Here is an 18,069-nt window from a genome sequence, read left to right on the forward strand (position 1 = left end):
CGGCCGCACATTGGGTGCGAGCACCCAACTTCCCGGCCACCGGCCTGTGCGCCGCGCACAAGCCGCCGGGAATGTCCCCCCGCCGAGCCTGTTGACGGAGCACGACTACTGCGGCGACGATCGGCGCCATGCCTCGCGGTCCCGCCCTGGGCACTGCCCAGCTCTCCGAACCCCTGCGCCGGGAGCGGCGGCGGATTCTGCATGCCGTCCACGACCGGGTCGAGGAGGTGGCGGAGACCGCCATGGCGGTGATGCGCGCGGAGATCCCCTCGTACGCGCTGCAGGACGAGCGGTTCTTCGCCGACGTACGGGGCCAGGTCCTGGAGCACTACCGGATACAACTGGCGGCGCTGGCCGGTGGCCGGGACATCGCCCCGGAAGACCTGGTCTTCAGCCGCGCAGCGGCCATGCGCAGAGCACGCGCCGGGTTCGCCCTCGAGGACTGGATCAGTGCCTTCCGGATCGGCCGGCAGGTGTTGTGGGACACGTTGCTGGACTGCGCGGGCACGTCCGCCGAGGCCCAGCAGGCCGCGCTGTCGCTCGTCACACCGCTGATGCGGTACGTCGACTTCTCCAGCACCCATGCCGCACAGGCCTACGTGGAGTACCAGCAGCACGTGGTGGCGGACGCGGACCGGGAGCGCCGGGACCTCCTGGACCAGCTCCTGGCCGGGGTGGCACCGACACGTGCCCCGCTGCTCGCGGCGGCGCAGGCGTACGGCATCGGGCCGCGCTCGCCCATGATGGCGGTGGTGGCGGTGTGCGTCGGCGAAAGCCGCACCGGGGACCTCACCTCCGCCGAGTACGGCTACGCCACCAGCGCGTCGATCAGTGTCGCCGGTCCTTGGGCCGGCCGAACCCTGGTCGTGGTGCGCCACGGAGAGGTGGTGGCCGTGCCCGTCGTCCGTGCCGGTATGGACGCCGACGACATCTGCACCCACTTCGAAGCCCTGCAGCGGCGGCTGGCACGGGAGGGGACCATGCTCTCCATGGGCATCAGCACGGTCGCTCACGGCGCGTCCGAACTGCCGCGCGCCTACCAGGAGGCGCGGGCCGCCCTCGACCTCGTGCCGCCCGGGGGCGGGGTGGCGGCGCTGCCGCGGCTGTCCCCGTTCGACTACCTGGCGCTGCGCGCCGACGACCTCGCCCGCCAACTGGTCGATCCCCGCGTGCGTGCGCTGCTGGAGGAGGACCGAAGACGCGGCGACACGCTGGCGGCCACCATACGGGCCTTCGCGGAGGCCGACCTCAACCTGCGGCTGGCCGCCGAGCGGCTGCGGGTGCACCACAACACGGCGCACTACCGGTTGCGCCGGATCGAGGAACGCACCGGACGCAACCCGCGCCGGATCGCCGACCTCCTGGAACTGCTGGTCGCCCTCGCCATCCGCGACGGGGCCGGGGAAGGTGGAGATTGCCAGTGAGCGGCATCGTGGAGCCCGCCGGGCCGGGGACGGCGCGTCAGCCGGCGGACGGGATGGGGGACCTGGGCGTGCCGGAGGGGCACGCCGTGCCGGACCACTCGGTCCGGCACACGCTCCTGGACGCGGCGCTGGAGGTGTTCACCGAGCGCGGCTACACCGATGCCGGCCTCACCGAGATCGCCGCGCGCTCCGGTGTCCCGGTGGGCAGCCTCTTCCAGCACTACGGCGGAAAACGAGGGCTGTACCTCGCCCTCTGGGAGGAGTTCCGGGAGGAGCAGGAGCGCCGGACCGCGGCCACGCTGGCAGCCGCGCGCAGCCGAGGGGTGGCCGACCCCATCGCCCTCTTCGTGGCGGGAGCCAGGGCGTACCTGGAGGGTTCCTGGGACAACCGCCGGCTCGCCAGGCTCCTCGCAAGGAACGACGGTCCGGCCGGCTTCGACGCACTGCGCCGCCAGTGGGACCGCGCGTGGGTACGGCGCAACGCCCGGCTCCTGGAGGTGGACGAGCAGCGACGCGCCGGCCGGGTCCGGGTGATCGTGCTGACCACCGTCATCGGCGGGGCGGCGCGCGAGCTGGACGACTGCGTGGACGAGAGGGAGGCCCGGGAGATCGTGGACGAGGTGTGCGGCATCCTGATCCATCTGTCGGCTCCGCCCGGCGGCGACGCCCGGCAGGCCGCCCGCCGGCGGAGCCTGCCCTGCGAGTGAGGAGGACTGCCGGACGGAACGCCGTCAGCGGCAGTCGTAGGCGAGGGTCGTGCCGACGGTGCGGTGGGTGGCCGACAGCAGGTGCAGCTCCGCCCGGGCCGCGTAGCGACCCTTGCCCTGGAAGGTCCACAACAGGTGCAGTCGTGCCTGCTTCTGCCCCCGGGTCACCGTTTCGCGCAGGACGCCCGATGTGGAGCCGTCACTGCGGACCCAGCGGTACGGGAAGGTGCCGGGCCGTCCGTCCGTGGTGACGACGCCGACGATGTCGGCGGTCTCGTCACATGCCAGGACCGGATGCCGGACACTGACCGCCACGTCGCGCACGCCGACGGACGTCCCAGGGCGCTGCCAGGCGAGGAACGCCAGAACGGCGATCACCACCAGCGCGGGCAGAGCATGCCGGCGCAGACGTCCGCGCCGGTGTGGTGGCGTGGGGGCCGTCGGCGCGAGGGACAGCGTCAGGTGCGTCCGGTGCGCGACGGCAGCGGCCACTCCGGGACCAAAGCGAAGCACCGTGTCCTCGACACGATCGGACCGTGGGTTCGGCGCGGGTGAGGGCCGTGTGGGCAGCGTCGTGAGCGCCTTGGTGTCGGACTCGGGTCTCTGGATCCAGTGGCTGGCGAGGACGGTGGCGCTGTACTGGTCGTCCGCGGAGCCGTGTTCGTGGGTGGCCGGGCCCGGCAGGGCATCGGAGGGGAGCTCCACGACGGTCGTGGCCTGCGCCCCGTCCGGCTGACTCGGCTTCGCCGTGCCGGAAGCCCCCGGCTCGGCCTCGGCCGGCAGGTCCGGCCTTGCGGCCACCGAGGCATCGGCTGCGGACGGCGGCCGGAGTCGTACGGTGGCCGCGGCGGTCTCGTCGGCGGCCGGGGCGGGGTGCGGTGTGGCGGGACCGGGGCCGGTGCCGGCCGTGGCGGAGCGCTGTTCGTCCGCGGGCGGGGAGGCCGCGTCGGGGGCGGGGGCGCGGTCGTTCGTCGCGGTCATCGGATCTCACACTGCCTGGTCAGAAGCTGCTGTGAGGCGCCGCCGTCGGCGGACGCCGGGGTGGTCGTGGCCTGCACCGCCCAGTAGCAGCCGGCGCCCTGGAAGGTGTGGTCGACCGTGAAGGTGTACTGGGTGGCGCCGCTGCGCGAAAAGCTCTGGGAGGCACCGTCCGGGGTGCCGAGCGGTCCGTAGATGTTGCTGGTGTACCAGGCCACCATGATGGAGATCGGCCCGGTGCCGTCCGTGGTGACAGTGATCGTCGCCGTGGCTGACGAGGGACCCGTCTGCTGAAAGGCCGACACCGCGACGTCCTTGACGGCGGGGGCGGCCGGTGCGCTGGGCGGAGTGGTCGTCGGGGCGGCCTCCGTCGTACCGCCGGTGGTGGGCTCCTGGGAAGGGGCGGACGCGGAGGCGGAGGCGGACGCGGGGACGGACGGAAGGCCGGACCCGGTGCTCGGCCGGCCGGAGGGCGAGAGGCTCGGCGATCCGGTGGCGGTCGGACTCTTGGACGGGTGCCCCGATGCCGTCGGTGCCGTTACGTCCTGCGTGACACCGGGCGGCACAAGGGTGGTGGCGACGGCCTGCGCGGCCTGCTGGGCGGAGTCCGCCCGGTGGTCGACGCCGTAGGCCAGAACGAGGGCGAGCAGCAGGGCCCCACCGGAGACCAGCATCCCGGAAAGAGTGGGCCGCCACTGGGTCCAGCTGAAGCCCGGGTTCTGGCGCAGCACGGTGCGGGCCGTGTCCGTGGTGGTCCGGGGGGAGCTGCGGGCCGAGGGAAGCAGCAGCGGCAGCAGCGCCACGAGGGCGGCCAGTCTGCCGCGTCCCCGCTCCTCCCACTCGGGCCCGTACGCGGCGCCGGCCGCCGCCTCCAGCTCGGTGACGAACTCCTCCGCGTGTGCGGGACGTTCCTCGGGGGACTTGGCCAGGCCACGAAGGACCAGCGACCGCACCTGCTCGGGAGCCTCCTCGGCCGGAACGGGCGAATCGACGTGCTGCAGCGCCAGTTCCGCCAGGTTCTGCCCGGAGTACGGTTTGTGGCCGGTCAGGCACTCGAAGAAGGTGGCGGTGGCCGCATACACGTCGGCGGCGGGTGATGCAGGCGCTCCGGTCCACTGTTCCGGGGCCATGTAGGAGGGAGTTCCGGCCACACCGGCGCCCGTGCCGGCGTCGACCGCGATGCCGAAGTCGACGAGCTTGGACGCGCCGTCCGGCGTGACCAGGACGTTCTCGGGCTTGTAGTCGCGGTGGACCACGCCCACCCGGTGAGCGTCGGCCAGCCCCAGCAGCGAGCCCTTGAGGACCACGAGAGCAGCCTCGGGCTCCAGCGGGCCCTGCCTGGCCAGCAGCGTCCGCAGGGAGACGCCGTCCACCAGCTCCATCACGATGGCGGCACCGCCGGGACTCTCGACGTACTCGTAGAGCCCTGCCACGTACGGGCTGTCCAGATCGCCGAGCAGCCGCGCCTCCGTCCGGAAATCGCGTACGAAACCCGCCCGCGTACGCAGTGCCTCACTGAGGTACTTCACCGCGACCGGAACGCCGGTCTCCTGGTGGACGGCCAGCACGACACGCCCGCTCGCCCCCGAACCGAGCTCCAGTGACTCGGTATATCCGGGCACTGCCCATGTGCTCATCCGTTCCCCTCCCCCGTACCGGGCCGCAGTGCTCCACGGGTTTCCCGGACCGGGGGAGCTTCAGGCCACGCCATGAGAGACATATTTTCGGCCACTCCGGTTGCGGCCGGGTCCCGCCTTCCGCATCAGGCTGGTCTCAATTCCGCGGCCGGGCCGCAGTGGCCGTGTCTCGGATCCGGCGCAGTTCGCGTCTGGCGATGGCCCGCTTGTGGACCTCGTCGGGACCGTCCGCCAGCCGCAGCGTCCGCAGGTGCGCGTACATCATGGCCAACGGGAAGTCCTCGGTCAGGCCCGCCCCTCCGTGTACCTGGATCGCGCGGTCGACGATCTTCAAGGCGATGTTCGGCGCGGCCACCTTGATGGCAGCGATCTCGGTGCGCGCTTCCTTGTTCCCGACCGTGTCCATCAGATGCGCGGCCTTGAGTGTGAGCAGGCGGATCATCTCGATGTCGATACGTGCTTCCGCGATCCAGTCCTGGATGTTGGAACGGTCGGCGACCGGACGGCCGAAGGTCACCCGCGTCTGCGCGCGCCGGCACATCAGCTCCAGTGCCCGCTCGGCCGCGCCGATCGCCCGCATGCAGTGGTGGATGCGTCCGGGCCCGAGCCGGGCCTGGCTGATCGCGAATCCCTCGCCCTCGCCCTTGAGCACGTCCTTGGCCGGCACCCGTACATCGGTGAAGTCGATTTCGGCGTGCCCCTCACGGTCGTGGTAGCCGAACACCGGCAGGTCGCGCATCACCGTGATCCCGGGGGCGTTGATGGGGACGACCATCATCGACTGCTGCCGGTGCGGAACCGCGGTGGGGTCCGTCTTTCCCATGACGATGAGGACCCTGCAGTTGCGGTGCAGGGCATTGGACGCGAACCACTTGCGGCCGTTGAGCACGTACTCGTCACCGTCGCGTTCCATGCGCAACTCGATGTTGGTGGCGTCGGAGCTGGCCACGCGCGGCTCGGTCATCGCGAAGGCCGAGGCCATTGTTCCGTCGAGCAGGGGCTTGAGGTACTTCTCCTTGTGCTCGTCACTGCCGAACAGCGTGAGCACCTCCATGTTGCCGGTGTCGGGAGCGTTGCAGTTGCACGCCTCCGAGGCGATGTGGCTGCGGCCCATGATCTCCGCCAGCGGCGCGTACTCGAGGTTCGTCAGGCCCGGCCCCCACTCGGGGTGCGGGTGGAAGAGGTTCCACAGTCCGCGCCTGCGTGCCTCCGCCTTGAGCTCCTCGATGATCGGCGGATGGAAGTGCGGATCATCGGACGCGTGCATCTGCTCGTGGTACACCGCCTCGGCGGGGTAGATGTGCGAATCCATGAACTCGAGCAGATCCGCCTGGTACTTCTCGGCGCGGGCCGAGGTCTCGAACAGGGACATCCGAACTCCTGACCGGTAGGAAGGGAAAACCGGGCGTGACCGTGGTCTTCCTTCAACCTGTATATTTGAATCTGACGTCAAGTTCAAGTCTGGCGCATACGTCACCCCGCGCAGGAGAGGCCGTCTACCGTCTACCGCTTGATGCGGGATGCGGGCTGTCGTGGAACGGCCGTGGGCGTTTGGATCGCGAAAGGGCGGCGCGGGGGCGGCGCGCTCCGCGTCGGACGGGCCCCTGCCGGATCAGCGCCGGCCGGGGAACCGCAGGGCGTTCGCCCACAGGCGGGTGACCGTGGACACGAGTTCCCCGAAGTCCACCGGTTCGCCTTCCTCCCGCTGCTCGCCGAGCACGAAGGCGTTGTAGGCCATGACGCTGACCATGCCCGACAAAGCGCGGGAGGCCATCATCGGATCGACCTCACTGTCGGCGATGCCTCGCGCCTGCAGGTCGGCGATCCCGCGGGCATTGCGGCGGATGAACGCGTCCGCGCGCCGGCTCCGGAACTCCCGGAACTCCGGCTCCACTTGTGCGACCTGCTCAAGCAGCGCCATGAGCTTCGCGTTCCGCCTGTACGCCTCGAGATAGGCGCGATTGCTCGCCTCGAGTACCGCGTAGGGATCGTCGGTCCCCTGCACCCGGCCCATGCCGGGGTGCAGCATGTCCTCCTGCGCCTCCAGCAGGACGGCGGCAAGCACCTCTTCCTTGTTGGCGAAGTAGGTGTAGAAGGATCCCGCCGCACAGCGGGCCTCTTTGGTGATGTCGGTCAGGCGGGTGTCCAGGTAGCCGTCCCGCTCGAACACCTTCCGCGCGGCCGTCACCAGCGCGGCGCGTGTCCGCGCTCCGCGCTTCGTCGACGGCGGCTCGCGAAGTTGCGAGAGGGGCGCCATGGGCGGTGCCTTCTCGCTGTCGCTCTCCTCGGGCGCAGTGGTGTCCACCTGCGAGACTGTACTTGAATCCGACGCCATGGTCACAAACGCGGAAGGCGCGGGATGCGGCGGCCTGCCCCGGTGATCGGTCAGGCGGTGATCCTGAAGCGTTCGGCGAGCTGACGGCCGGTGTCGGCGGCACTGGTGTGCAGCACGCCCCCGATTCCGATCCGCGCAGCTCCGTCGAGGTTCTGCTGCAGATCGTCGATCATGACCGCCTCCTCGGGGTCGACACCGAGGCGCTCGCATGCGATGGCGTAGATCCGGCGGGAAGGCTTGCGGATCCCCACCTCGGCGGAGATGACGACCACGTCGGCCACAGCGGCGAGGTCGACTCCGTCGTAGGTTCCGGTTCCGAACGAATTGGACACCAGCGCAACGGGATACCCGGCGGCGCGAAGATCGCCCAGCAGTGTGAGCATGTCCTGGTCGATGGACATCCCCGCCTGCATCCGGGCCGTGAGCCCCTCGGCCGGCACATCGGCGCCGTGGGCGCGAAGACGCTCGGCGAATCCTCGCTCGAAGGCTTCGGCGTCGATACGGCCGCACTCGTGGTCGGCCAGCAGGGCGCGTGAGGACCTGTCGCGGCCGAGGAGGTTCAGCGGCAGGTGCGGGTCGCCGCCGAGCGAGGCGCCGAAGTCGGCGAAGGCCCGCAGCACACTGGAGGTGATGACCCCGCCGAAGTCCACCAGGACCGCGGTTCGGGCCTTTCCCACGACGTTCGACACGGTGTCCACATCTCTCTCGCAGTCGGCTCACCGCCGGCCGGTACACCGGCGGCGATCATGTTTCGGCGGCTCCGATGGGGCGCCAGGTACGCCGCGCCCCCGCCGGTTGACGCTGCGGGCATCCAGCGGGGGTCCCGGTCCCAGATGTCTCAGGCGACCTCGAACAGCCCGGCTGCGCCCATTCCGCCACCGACGCACATCGAGATCACCACATAACGGACACCGCGGCGCCTGCCCTCGATGAGGGCATGTCCCACCAGGCGGGCACCGGTCATGCCGTACGGATGGCCGACCGAGATCGCGCCGCCATCGACGTTGAACCGCTCCGGGTCGATGTGCAGTTCGTCGCGGCAGTAGAGCGCCTGCGAAGCGAACGCCTCGTTGAGTTCCCACAGGCCGATGTCGTCGATGGTGAGGTTGTGCTGCTTCAGCAGTTTCGGGATGGCGAACACCGGGCCGATGCCCATCTCGTCCGGCCCGCAGCCGGCAACGGCCATGCCCCGGTAGACCCCCAGCGGCTCCAGTCCGCGGCGCTCGGCCTCCTGCGACTCCATCAGCACCGACGCCGAAGCACCGTCCGACAGCTGCGAGGAGTTGCCGGCCGTCACGCTGGAACGCGCGCACACCCGACCGTCGGGCAGCACCGGCGTCAGCCCGGCCAGGCCCTCGAGCGTCGTCGACGCGCGGTTGCCCTCGTCCCGGGTCAGGATGACCTCCTCGTCCCGCACCTCCCCGGAGCGCTTGTCGAGGACCTTCCTGACACCGCTGAGTGCGACGATCTCCTGGTCGAACCGGCCGGCCCGCTGCGCCGCCGCGGTGCGCTGCTGCGACATCAGCGCGAACTCGTCCTGGCGTTCCCGGCTCACGCCGTAGCGTTCGGCGACGATCTCCGCCGTCTGCAACATCGGCATGTAGATGCCCGGCTTGTGCTCGGCCAGCCAGGGATCCGCCATGCGGTGGGTGTTCATGTGGTCGTTCTGCACCAGGGAGATCGACTCGACACCGCCGCCGACAGCGATCTGCATGCCGTCCGCGACGATCTGCTTGGCGGCCGTCGCAATCGCCATCAGTCCCGACGAGCACTGCCGGTCGATGGTCATCCCCGGCACGGTGTCCGGGAGTCCGGCACGGAGGACGGCCTGGCGCGCGACATTGCCACCGGAGGACCCCTGCTGCACGGCGCAGCCGAGGATCACATCCTCGACCTCGTCTCCCTCGAGCCCGGCGCGCTGTACCGCGTGCGCAAGGGCGTGGGCGGCGAGTTCCTGTGCCTGGGTGTCGTTGAACGCGCCGCGGTAGGCCTTTCCGATCGGCGTCCGTGCCGTCGAAACGATGACTGCTTCCCTCATGTCGCCTCACTGCTTCCTGTGGGTCCGGATCGCCCGGGAGGTCCGGGGCCGGGATTCCGGGCTCCGTGCGCCGGCTCGATGCCGGCGGGCGGTACGAACGCCAACTGGGCCGCTGTGAGCGGCTATTGACCGTCTCCTCCGTGGACCGGCGGCATGAGCCGTGGCCGCAGGGGGTGACGGGAGCCGGCCACCCCGACCGGTTATAGTTGAATTCGGCGTCATGTTCAACCGCCTCGCGAGGCGCCCGGGCGGCCGTGCGCAACTCGCACCCTTGACAGTTCGCCTCCATGACTGAAGGCTTACCGACCAGTCGGTATGAAGGGGTGGGTCGTGAACGGGCTGAGCATCTCCACTGATGCGGGCGTGTTCGACGCGATCGTGGCGGGTCCGCCCGGGGGCCGCCCGGTGCTGCTGCTGCACGGCTTCCCGCAGACGGGGCTGGTGTGGCAGCGGCAGATCGCGGCGTTGGCCGCGCACGGCTACCGGGTGGTGGCACCCGACCAGCGGGGATACTCCCCCGGCGTGCGCCCCGAGCGGCCCGAGCAGTACCGCATCGGCCTTCTCGTCGGCGACGTCGTAGCGATCGCAGAGGCACTGGACTGGGCGGCGTTCGACCTGGTCGGCCACGACTGGGGCGGCGCGGTGGCCTGGTGGACCGCTGACGCCCACCCCGGCCGCGTACGCACTCTGACGGTGGTCTCGACCCCGCACCCCGCCGCTCTGGCCACCGCCCTGCGCACCGACCAGGACCAGCGCGCACGCTCGCACTACATGATCGACTGGCGTGAGACGCCCGCGACCGAAGAGCGCATGCTCGCCCACGACGCCCAGGAGCTTCGCGCCGTCTACGCCGGAAAGGTTCCGCCGGACAGTGCCGAGACATACGTACGGCACCTGTCCCGGCCGGGCGCTCTCACCGCCGCGCTGAACTGGTACCGGGCCGGCCGCCCCGACGGCGCGATCGGCGTCATCGACGTGCCCACGTTGTACGTGTGGAGCACTCAGGACAGCGCGTTCGGCCCGGCGGCCGCGCAGGAGACCGGGCGGTGGGTCAGCGGGCCGTACCGGTTCGAGACCCTCCAGGGCGTGAGCCATTGGGTCCCCGAGGAGGCGCCCGAGACGCTGAGCCGCCTGCTGCTCGAACACCTGCGAGCGCACGGCGAGTACTGAACCACAGCGAATTTTCCTGTTCGTCGACTCTCCGAAGAGGTCTCCCCCATGCAGACAGCGCGCGCGGCCTGGCGCCGCCTCGAGCCCGTACACGCCATGATCTACTTCGTCCCCGAGGGAAGGCGGCGGTACGCGGAGCTCGGACTGAGCGGACGCGCCGGGTACTTCGCCTCCCGGAGCGCCGCGTTCGGCCGGGCCTCCGCCGACCTGGTCATCTCGACCTTCTACAACTTCAACCCCGATTTCGTACGGCAGACGGTGGACGGGGCCTGGGACGCGGCAACGCCGCAGCAGGTGCTGGACGCGCGGTACGCCGCCGCGGGCGAGGCCCTGCGGCGGGCCGGGATCCACGAGCTGCCCGCCCTGGACGAGGTCCTGGCACTGACCCGCCGGGCCGCTGAGGCGGCCCGCGAACATGCTCAGGGCCGCTCGCTGTTCGCCGCGCATGCCGCACTGCCCTGGCCGGAGGAGCCGGTACTGCAGCTGTGGCACGCCCAGACGCTGCTCCGGGAGTTCCGTGGAGACGGCCATGTCGCGTGCCTGCTGAGCGAGGGCGTCGGGGGCTTGGAGTCCCTGATCCTGCACGCCGCCACCGGCGAGGTTCCCGTCGACTTCCTCAAGGCGAGCCGCGCGTGGCCCGAGGAGGAGTGGAGCGACACCGAGGAGCGCCTGCGCAAGCGGGGCCTCCTAGACGGCGACTCCCTCAGCCCGGAAGGCGTACTCCTGCGCCGGCACATCGAGGACCGCACCGACCACCTGGCCCTTCCCGCCTACGCGGCCCTGGGTGACGCCGACTGCGAACGCCTCGCCGACCTCGCGAGCCCCTTCGGCCGCGCCGTCGTCGAAGCCGGTCTTCTCAAGTTCGGCTGACCGGCCTCTCGCGCTCACCCCGTTGCGCGCTCGATCCGCTGGGAACCGGACGGCCACGGCCTGGCCGGCTGTTCAGGTGAGGTTCAGAAGGGGATGAGTCGGTTGCCAGGGAACCGGGAGAAGGACTTCGACCCGGTCGCGGCGGGCCAGGGGCAGAAGCCGGCTCATGGTGGCGTCGAGGTCGTCGAGCGCGTACGGCATCGGTCGCAGGGGCCGGTCCAGAGGAGTGAAGAAGTCGTCCCAGTGGACCAGGATGATCCGTCGTGCACCGGTGGCACGCACGACTTCGTCCCAATAGGTGGCGACGAACCGCTCGGGCTGTTTGCCGAGGGCACCGATGCCGAGGTAGATGACGTCGGCGCGATGAGCATGGAGCGCTCCGGGGCGGTAGTTGGCGCTGGCGTGCAGCAGCACCCGTCCGTGGGGGTGGGTGATGAGCACCGAGTAACTGGTGTCGCTCTTCCACCGGCCCGTCCTGGCGGGCGGCACGAGCGGCTGCTCGACGGTGCCCGGGGCTCGGTCGCCGGGGCTGTGCACAGAGCCGATGAAGGTCAGCTCGAAGCGCCCGTAGCGGACGGTGTCGCCGTCGGCCACGACGCGCAGGGCCTGCTCCGGCAGGCCCAGCCCGCGCCCGATGTTGGCGGTGGACCGTGATCCGACCAGTTCACCGCCGGCCTCCTGCACCCACACGGGCGCGTCCATGGCGTGGTCGTAGTGGGAGTGCGCGCAGAAGACAGCGGCGAGCGAGTTCAGCCGGAGCCGGCCGATGGCGTCCCTGACCGCCGTCCGGTCGGGGGCGATCGTGCCGAGCACGGTGCGCCGCAGCCTCGGGCGGGTGACGAAGCCGTCGCCGAGGATCGAGGTCTCGCCGTCGGAGAGCAGCACGGAGCTGGTGCCCAGGAAGTGGGCCGTCAGCCCGTCGGCCGCGGCACGGGCAGGCTGCTGCCGGTACGCCAGATAGGGGCGCAGGCTCGGACGGCCGAACGGCAGGTGCATCGACTCATCCTTTGGGCGGAGGTCCGGGGCGGCACGGGCACAGCACGTGCTCCAGCCGCACCCACCCAGACCATACTGGCCGGTCGGTGCGCCACGTTGCCGGACCCCGTCGCGGGCCGGGCACGGCGGCGCCTCCGGGGCGGCCTGCGGGCCGGCCCGGAGGTTTCGACCGGCTGTGTGTCAGCCGGTGTACGTCGCGAAGATCTTCGAGAACTCGTAGGGGGACTGCGGGATGTTCGTGCACATGTACAGGGCGCCGGTGCACGCGTTGCGGTCCCTCGTCGACTCCCAGAAGGCGAGCTCCCCCAGGTGCCTGCCCTGTGCGAAGGCAACCAGCTGGCGGGCGTCGGCCTGGTCGTAGACGTGGCCGTCGTCGTTCTGGCCGAGCATCGGCGTCACCGCGACCATGGCCCACAGCTGGGCGTCCGTCCTGCCCGGGTAGAGCGACTTCAGCTGCGAGAAGGTGCTCTGCGCGGCCTGCACGGCCGCGTCGCCGTAGTCGACGCCTCGGTAGTAGTCCATGGCCATGACGTTCACGACGTCGAGGTCCACCCCCGCGTCGCGCGCCGACTTGACCACGTTCAGTCCGTCCGCCGTCAGGCCTTCCGGAAGCACCGGGAGCGTGAGTGAGATCCTCAGGCCCGGGTGGGCCTGCTGCAGGCGCGCCAGGGCCTGGGAACGGCGGGTGACGGAAGCGGGGTCGGCGGTGGCCGAGCCCTCGATGTCGAAGTCGACGTACTTCAGGTCGTAGGCGGTGACGACCGCGTCGTACTCGGTGAGGAGCGCGTCCACCGAGCCGCACGCCTGCGCCAGCTCGATGCCGGTGGCGCCCCCGAAGGACACCTTGACGTCTCCCCCGCCGGCGCGGATCGCGTCCATCTGGTCCCTGGCCCAACCGTCGCGCGGGTCATAGGCGTTGAACCACATCGCCTTGCAGCCCGACGCGGTGACGAATGCCATGGTGTAGTTCTTGATTCCGCTCGCGGAGGACATCGCGGGCATGCTCGGCGTGGGCCATGCGCCCATGTCGACATACGGCGCGGTGGGCACGCCGCCGCTCGGTCCGGGGCCGCCGGAGGAGGACGTCGTGCCGCCGACCGCCGTGCTGTAGGCGGAGGTGTTGCCCGCGGCGTCCCGGGCCCTGACCCGGAAGGAGTAACTCGTACTCGCCTGCAGTCCGGTGGCCGTGTACGAGGTCCCGGTGACGGCGACGGGCGCAGCGCCGTCACGGGAGACCTCGTAGCCCGTGACCGCACCGGAGTCGTCGGTGGAGGCGCTCCAGCGCATGGTCAGGGACGAGCCGGTCGCGGAGCCGACGGTCACGCCGGACGGCACGCTCGGTGGTGTGGTGTCGCCGCCGGCGCCGCCCTCGCAGGACGCACCGTCGAGCCGGCAGTTCGCCGGCGAACCGGTGCCGCTGGAGACCCACCCGAAGGTGGCGGTCGCGCCGGGCACCAACGAGCCGTTGTACTCACGGTTCTTGAAGGTGTAGTGGCTGCCGCTCCGGGTGAGCAGCGCGTCCCAGTACGAACCAACGGTCGTGCCGGAGGGCAGGTCGAACTCGACGGTCCAGCCGGTCAGCGTGGAGCTGCCGCCGTTGGTGATGGTGTACGCGCCCTGGTAACCGCCGTCCCAGGTCGAGGTCTTCGAGAAGGCTGCGACTGGGGAGGCCGCGGCGGCGGGTGGCGCCAGGACGAGAAGGAGCGCTCCGGCGAACACGGCGAGCAGGGCCAGTGGTCTTCGCATGGCTTGTCTCCGGTGGGGGTGGGGCGCGCACCGGGCTGGCGCGCGGGGTGCGGGGTGCAAGTTGCGGGGTGCGGAGTGCAGAGTGCGCCAGATTGGTCCATACCAAAGCTCTGTCAGTACGTACCGGGCACCCGGCCGGACGTCAAGAGTCGAGGGAGGGGCTGGGCCGGACCGGACCAGGAACTCCTTGCTGCCGCGCATGTTGACATGCCCTGGACATGGCGATGAAATGTGGTGACTTTCGTTCGACCGCGTTTGGTCATGTGCAACACTCACCCCCCCTCGGAGCCGCACGTGTCTGCCGAACGACACCCCCGCAGAAGGCAGTTCGCCGTTGCCCTGGCCGCGCTGTGCCTTGCCGCCCCCACCGTCGTGGCGGCGCAGGCGCAGGCCGCTTCGGCCAGGCCGGTCGCCCGACCCACCGTGGACAACGGCCTGGCCCGCACCCCGCCCATGGGTTTCAACAACTGGAACTCCACGCACTGCCGCGCCGAGTTCAACGAGGCCATGGTCGAAGGCATCGCCGACGCCTTCGTCTCACAGGGCCTCAAGGACGCGGGCTACACCTACGTCAACATCGACGACTGCTGGGCACTGCCGAACCGCGACGCGAACGGCAACCTCGTGCCCGATCCGGTCCGCTTCCCCCACGGCATCAAGGCCGTCGCGGACTACGTCCACTCCAAGGGCCTGAAGTTCGGGCTCTATTCCAGCGCCGGCACCAAGACCTGCGACACCCAGGGCTTTCCCGGCGGGCTCGGACACGAGCAGCAGGACGCCGCCCTGTGGGCGTCCTGGGGCGTGGACTACCTCAAGTACGACAACTGCAACAACAACGGCGTCGACGCAAGGCAACGGTACGAGGCGATGGGTGACGCGCTCAGGGCCACCGGCCGTCCCATCCTCTACAGCATCTGCGAATGGGGCGAGAACCAGCCCTGGAACTGGGCCCCGGGGTACGGGAATTCATGGCGCACGACCGGGGACATCTCCGACTCCTGGTCCAGCATGATCGGCATCGCCCACCACAACCAGCCCCTGGCCCCGTACGCCAAGCCGGGCGCCTGGAACGACCCCGACATGCTGGAGGTCGGCAACGGGGGCATGACGGACACCGAGTACCGCACCCACTTCAGCCTCTGGGCGCAGATGGCCGCGCCGCTGCTGATCGGGAGCGATCTGCGGAACGTGTCGTCGGCGACACTGAACATCCTCAGGAACACCGACGTCATCGCCGTCGACCAGGACGCGCTGGGCCGGCAGGGCACGGTGGTGTCATCGTCCGGCGGTCTGGTAGTGATGTCCAGGCCGCTGGCGGACGGCGGCCGTTCGGTGACGCTGACGAACGAGAACACGACGGCGAAGACGGTGTCGACGACGGCGGAGGCCATCGGCCTGGGCGGGGCGGCCTCGTATTCCCTCAGGGATCTGTGGTCGAAGCAGACCAGTACCACCACGGGCGCGATCAGCGCGTCGGTGCCCGCGCACGGCACGGTGATGTACCGCGTGACACCCGGCACGCCGGTCCCACCGCCCACCGGCGTCGACCAGCTCGGCGACCTGCCGTGGACATCGGCGGTGAACGGCTGGGGACCGGTCGAGCGCAACCTCAGCAACGGCGAGCAGGCCGCCGGGGACGGCCACACCCTCACGATCAACGGCACCACCTACGCCAAGGGCCTCGGCACCCACGCCGCCAGTGACATCGCGTACTACCTCGGTGGTACCTGCTCGCGGCTCACCGTGAGCGCCGGCGTGGACGACGAGGCCGGCGACACCAAGGGGTCCGTCGTCTTCCGCGTCTACCGGGACGACACGCTCGTCGCGGACAGCGGCCGGATGACCGGCACCGACCCGGCGAAGACCCTCACGGCGGACCTCACCGGAGGACTCGAACTCCGCCTTGTCGTCACCGACTCCGAGGACGGCATCGACTACGACCACGCCGACTGGGCGGAACCACGGCTGACCTGTGCCTGAGAGAACGGACCCCGGTGCCGCCGGCGGCGGCGCCCCGGCCGGTGGACCGGCATCCCTCGCCGGCGGGGACACGCCACGGGTCACCGAGGGGCGGTTCCCGGGCCGTGGGCGAACCTGCCGACGTGGATGCCCCGACGGTGACGCTGCTCCCGGTGGGCGTCGGGCGCGCGGGAGAGGGCGATGAGCGCGGCGTCGTCGTGGAGGCGTCCTCCGACGTGTGCCAGGAGATCGCGCCGGATGTGGTGCAGAAGCTTCTCGGGACTGCTGCCGGCCCATTGGGCGGCCCGCGCCGCGAGGCCGAAGAAGTCGCCGCCCGCGTTGCGGGCCTCGATGACGCCGTCGGTGTAGAGCAGGAGGGTGTCCCCGGGTTCAAAAGCGAACACGTCAAGGGTGTATTCGGTTGGATGCAGCCCGTGAATCCCGAGCGGCGGCGCCGGGTGCACCGGAATCGTGACAGCGCTGGCGGGGCGCAGCAGCAGGGGCGGAGGGTGACCGCAGCTGAGAATCCGCGTGATGTTGCCCTGGTCCGGGATCTCCACCAGCAGCACCGTGGCGAACCGCTCCCCGGAGTCCTCCCCGGGCTCGAGGTGGGGCAGGTTGCGGGCCACGCTTTCCTCCAGGGCGATGGCCAGCGCGGGCAGGGTGGCGTGCTGGTGGGCGGCCTCACGGAAGGCTCCGATGATGAGGGCGGCCTCTCCGATGGCGGACAGGCCTTTGCCCCGTACGTCGCCGATCATGACCCGCACGCCGGCGCCGGTGGAGGTCGCGGCGTACAGATCACCACCGATCTGGGCCTCGTCCTCGGCGGCCAGGTAAAGGCAGGCGACCGTCAGGGGACCGATCTGCTCCGGCAGCGGCCACAGCAGTACGTGCTGTGCGGCCTCGGCGACGGCGCGCACCTGCTCCAGCTGGCGCCGGCGCCGCTCACGCACCACGCAGTAGAAGACGGTCAGGGCCGACAGCACCGCCAGGGCAAGGATCTGCACCAGGACGTTGCGTGAGAACAGCACGCCGAAGTGCCAGCCGATGTACGCCTGTGCGCCCACGGCCAGAAGCCCGACGAGCCCGGTCAGCCAGGCACCGGCGAACGAGGCGGTGATCGCCGGCGCGATGACCAGCAGGGGGCCGAGGTGGATGTCGGCCGGGACCAGCTGGTCCACCACCGTGATCACCACGATCAGGGCTATCGGGATCAGCAGCAGCGCGTGGCTCGACTGCCACGGCTGTCGCATCCCCGTCCAGCTTCGCTGCACATCCACATCTTCCACCCTGCCCCCCGATCGGCTCCAAGAGAAACAGCGCGGAGCCGACGGCCGCGTGGACGCGGACACATCCGGGCACTGACCGCCACCACGCGGCTCCTGCCCGTCGCGAGGCCGAAGAGGGCCGGCCGGAAGCCGGCAGTGGCGCCGTGTTCGGCCTGATGCGAGCGAGATGCGGCTCGCTCCCACCGAACCGGAGCACCGGCGGTGCGGGCAGGCATGGCCGGCCCGCACCGCCGGAGGCGGAGGCTCGCACGCGATCGGACGTACGCCACCGCGGGTGCCCACCGGCGTGCGTCGCCCCTCGTGGGGCAGGACGCCGTGGGCGGCTTCGGGCTACTGGTCGGCGAGAACGCCGGACGTCGCGATCTTGACGGTCGACTTGGGCGCACCGCTGCGCGAGCCCTGCGCCTCAATGGTCTTCACGACGTCCATGCCCTCGACGACCTCGCCGAAGACGACGTGCTTGCCGTCCAGCCAGTCGGTGACGATGGTCGTGATGAAGAACTGCGAGCCGTTGGTGTTACGGCCGGCGTTGGCCATGGACAGCAGGCCCGGCTTGGTGTGCTTCAGCTGGAAGTTCTCGTCGGCGAACTTCTCACCGTAGATGCTCTTGCCACCCGTGCCGTCGCCCCGGGTGAAGTCTCCTCCCTGCAGCATGAAGTCGGGGATGACCCGGTGGAACACGGAGCCTTCATAGCCGTAGCCGTGCTCACCGGTGGCCAGTTCACGGAAGTTCCTCGCGGTCTTGGGGACCACGTCGTCGAAGAGCCGGAAGACGATCCGGCCGGCGGGTTCGTCGTTGATGGTGATGTCGAAGTAAACGTTGCTCACGGGAGAATCTTCACATCCCCGTGCCCGCCACGCTGCACCGAACCCCCGGTTCGGGCGAGCGAAGTCCCGCAGCGGGCCGCACACGAGGAGAC

The 18,069-nt window shown here is 70.6% G+C and carries 15 protein-coding genes; 5 read left to right on the forward strand and 10 right to left on the reverse strand.

All coding sequences use genetic code 11. The features are described 5' to 3' along the window. The first annotated feature begins 128 nt into the window (after positions 1–128). Both ACH4UM_RS36485 and ACH4UM_RS36490 read left to right on the forward strand, forming a co-directional pair. Positions 129–1,424 carry a PucR family transcriptional regulator gene (locus ACH4UM_RS36485; protein WP_398189238.1) on the forward strand — a complete coding sequence of 432 codons (1,296 nt, stop codon included), beginning with the start codon at positions 129–131 and terminating at the stop codon, positions 1,422–1,424. Further along, positions 1,421–2,131 carry a TetR/AcrR family transcriptional regulator gene (locus tag ACH4UM_RS36490; RefSeq protein ID WP_398189241.1) on the forward strand — a complete coding sequence of 237 codons (711 nt, stop codon included), beginning with the start codon at positions 1,421–1,423 and terminating at the stop codon, positions 2,129–2,131. The genes ACH4UM_RS36485 and ACH4UM_RS36490 overlap by 4 nt, the downstream gene beginning before the upstream one ends. A gap of 24 nt (positions 2,132–2,155) precedes the next feature. Here the strand turns inward: ACH4UM_RS36490 and ACH4UM_RS36495 are convergent, their stop codons facing one another. The 6 genes from ACH4UM_RS36495 to ACH4UM_RS36520 form a co-directional block, all read right to left on the reverse strand. Next, positions 2,156–3,112: a hypothetical protein gene (locus tag ACH4UM_RS36495; RefSeq protein ID WP_398189244.1), complete on the reverse strand. Its 957-nt coding sequence runs from the start codon at positions 3,110–3,112 to the stop codon at positions 2,156–2,158. Continuing rightward, a complete protein-coding gene (locus ACH4UM_RS36500) occupies positions 3,109–4,746 on the reverse strand; it encodes a serine/threonine-protein kinase (RefSeq protein ID WP_398189247.1) in 1,638 nt (545 codons plus the stop codon). The genes ACH4UM_RS36495 and ACH4UM_RS36500 overlap by 4 nt, the downstream gene beginning before the upstream one ends. Positions 4,747–4,882: 136 nt before the next feature. Continuing rightward, complete coding sequence (locus ACH4UM_RS36505) at positions 4,883–6,118, reverse strand: acyl-CoA dehydrogenase family protein (protein ID WP_398189250.1); 1,236 nt, start codon at positions 6,116–6,118, stop codon at positions 4,883–4,885. Positions 6,119–6,358: 240 nt separating this feature from the next. Next, positions 6,359–7,051, reverse strand: a complete 693-nt coding sequence (locus ACH4UM_RS36510; protein ID WP_398189253.1) for a TetR/AcrR family transcriptional regulator — start codon at positions 7,049–7,051, stop codon at positions 6,359–6,361. Between the two features lie 80 nt (positions 7,052–7,131). Further along, entirely contained in the window at positions 7,132–7,770 is a 639-nt protein-coding gene (locus tag ACH4UM_RS36515; protein ID WP_398189256.1) for an HAD family hydrolase, read from the reverse strand. 149 nt (positions 7,771–7,919) lie between these two features. Next, a complete protein-coding gene (locus tag ACH4UM_RS36520; RefSeq protein WP_398189259.1) occupies positions 7,920–9,119 on the reverse strand; it encodes an acetyl-CoA C-acyltransferase in 1,200 nt (399 codons plus the stop codon). 339 nt (positions 9,120–9,458) lie between these two features. Between ACH4UM_RS36520 and ACH4UM_RS36525 the strand changes: the two genes are divergently transcribed. Continuing rightward, positions 9,459–10,289: an alpha/beta fold hydrolase gene (locus ACH4UM_RS36525; RefSeq protein ID WP_398189312.1), complete on the forward strand. Its 831-nt coding sequence runs from the start codon at positions 9,459–9,461 to the stop codon at positions 10,287–10,289. Between the two features lie 48 nt (positions 10,290–10,337). After that, complete coding sequence (locus ACH4UM_RS36530) at positions 10,338–11,159, forward strand: hypothetical protein (protein WP_398189263.1); 822 nt, start codon at positions 10,338–10,340, stop codon at positions 11,157–11,159. A 72-nt stretch (positions 11,160–11,231) separates the two neighbouring features. On the opposite strand, the gene ACH4UM_RS36535 is transcribed toward ACH4UM_RS36530, so the two are convergent. Next, complete coding sequence (locus tag ACH4UM_RS36535) at positions 11,232–12,155, reverse strand: MBL fold metallo-hydrolase (RefSeq protein WP_398189266.1); 924 nt, start codon at positions 12,153–12,155, stop codon at positions 11,232–11,234. A 180-nt stretch (positions 12,156–12,335) separates the two neighbouring features. After that, a complete protein-coding gene (locus ACH4UM_RS36540; protein WP_398189269.1) occupies positions 12,336–13,901 on the reverse strand; it encodes a cellulose binding domain-containing protein in 1,566 nt (521 codons plus the stop codon). 261 nt (positions 13,902–14,162) lie between these two features. Here ACH4UM_RS36540 and ACH4UM_RS36545 point away from each other — a divergent pair, with 261 nt between their 5' ends. Further along, the gene (locus tag ACH4UM_RS36545; protein ID WP_398189272.1) at positions 14,163–15,881 is read left to right on the forward strand and encodes an NPCBM/NEW2 domain-containing protein; all 1,719 of its coding nucleotides are present in this window, start codon (positions 14,163–14,165) and stop codon (positions 15,879–15,881) included. Positions 15,882–15,961: 80 nt separating this feature from the next. Here the strand turns inward: ACH4UM_RS36545 and ACH4UM_RS36550 are convergent, their stop codons facing one another. After that, entirely contained in the window at positions 15,962–17,113 is a 1,152-nt protein-coding gene (locus ACH4UM_RS36550; protein WP_398189275.1) for a PP2C family protein-serine/threonine phosphatase, read from the reverse strand. Positions 17,114–17,479: 366 nt separating this feature from the next. Continuing rightward, positions 17,480–17,977 carry a peptidylprolyl isomerase gene (locus ACH4UM_RS36555; RefSeq protein WP_398189278.1) on the reverse strand — a complete coding sequence of 166 codons (498 nt, stop codon included), beginning with the start codon at positions 17,975–17,977 and terminating at the stop codon, positions 17,480–17,482. Positions 17,978–18,069: the final 92 nt, after the last annotated feature.

The organism is Streptomyces sp. NPDC020801 (genome assembly GCF_044334385.1).
Classification (GTDB): domain Bacteria; phylum Actinomycetota; class Actinomycetes; order Streptomycetales; family Streptomycetaceae; genus Streptomyces.

What these genes read in the sequence shown, in the direction of transcription:
- ACH4UM_RS36485 (WP_398189238.1), top strand. Translation starts at nt 129, where the DNA reads ATGCCTCGCGGTCCCGCCCTGGGCACTGCCCAGCTCTCCGAACCCCTG.
- ACH4UM_RS36495 (WP_398189244.1), bottom strand. Translation starts at nt 3,112, where the DNA reads ATGACCGCGACGAACGACCGCGCCCCCGCCCCCGACGCGGCCTCCCCG.
- ACH4UM_RS36500 (WP_398189247.1), bottom strand. Translation starts at nt 4,746, where the DNA reads ATGAGCACATGGGCAGTGCCCGGATATACCGAGTCACTGGAGCTCGGT.
- ACH4UM_RS36505 (WP_398189250.1), bottom strand. Translation starts at nt 6,118, where the DNA reads ATGTCCCTGTTCGAGACCTCGGCCCGCGCCGAGAAGTACCAGGCGGAT.
- ACH4UM_RS36520 (WP_398189259.1), bottom strand. Translation starts at nt 9,119, where the DNA reads ATGAGGGAAGCAGTCATCGTTTCGACGGCACGGACGCCGATCGGAAAG.
- ACH4UM_RS36530 (WP_398189263.1), top strand. Translation starts at nt 10,338, where the DNA reads ATGCAGACAGCGCGCGCGGCCTGGCGCCGCCTCGAGCCCGTACACGCC.
- ACH4UM_RS36535 (WP_398189266.1), bottom strand. Translation starts at nt 12,155, where the DNA reads ATGCACCTGCCGTTCGGCCGTCCGAGCCTGCGCCCCTATCTGGCGTAC.
- ACH4UM_RS36540 (WP_398189269.1), bottom strand. Translation starts at nt 13,901, where the DNA reads ATGCGAAGACCACTGGCCCTGCTCGCCGTGTTCGCCGGAGCGCTCCTT.
- ACH4UM_RS36545 (WP_398189272.1), top strand. Translation starts at nt 14,163, where the DNA reads ATGTGCAACACTCACCCCCCCTCGGAGCCGCACGTGTCTGCCGAACGA.
- ACH4UM_RS36550 (WP_398189275.1), bottom strand. Translation starts at nt 17,113, where the DNA reads ATGCGACAGCCGTGGCAGTCGAGCCACGCGCTGCTGCTGATCCCGATA.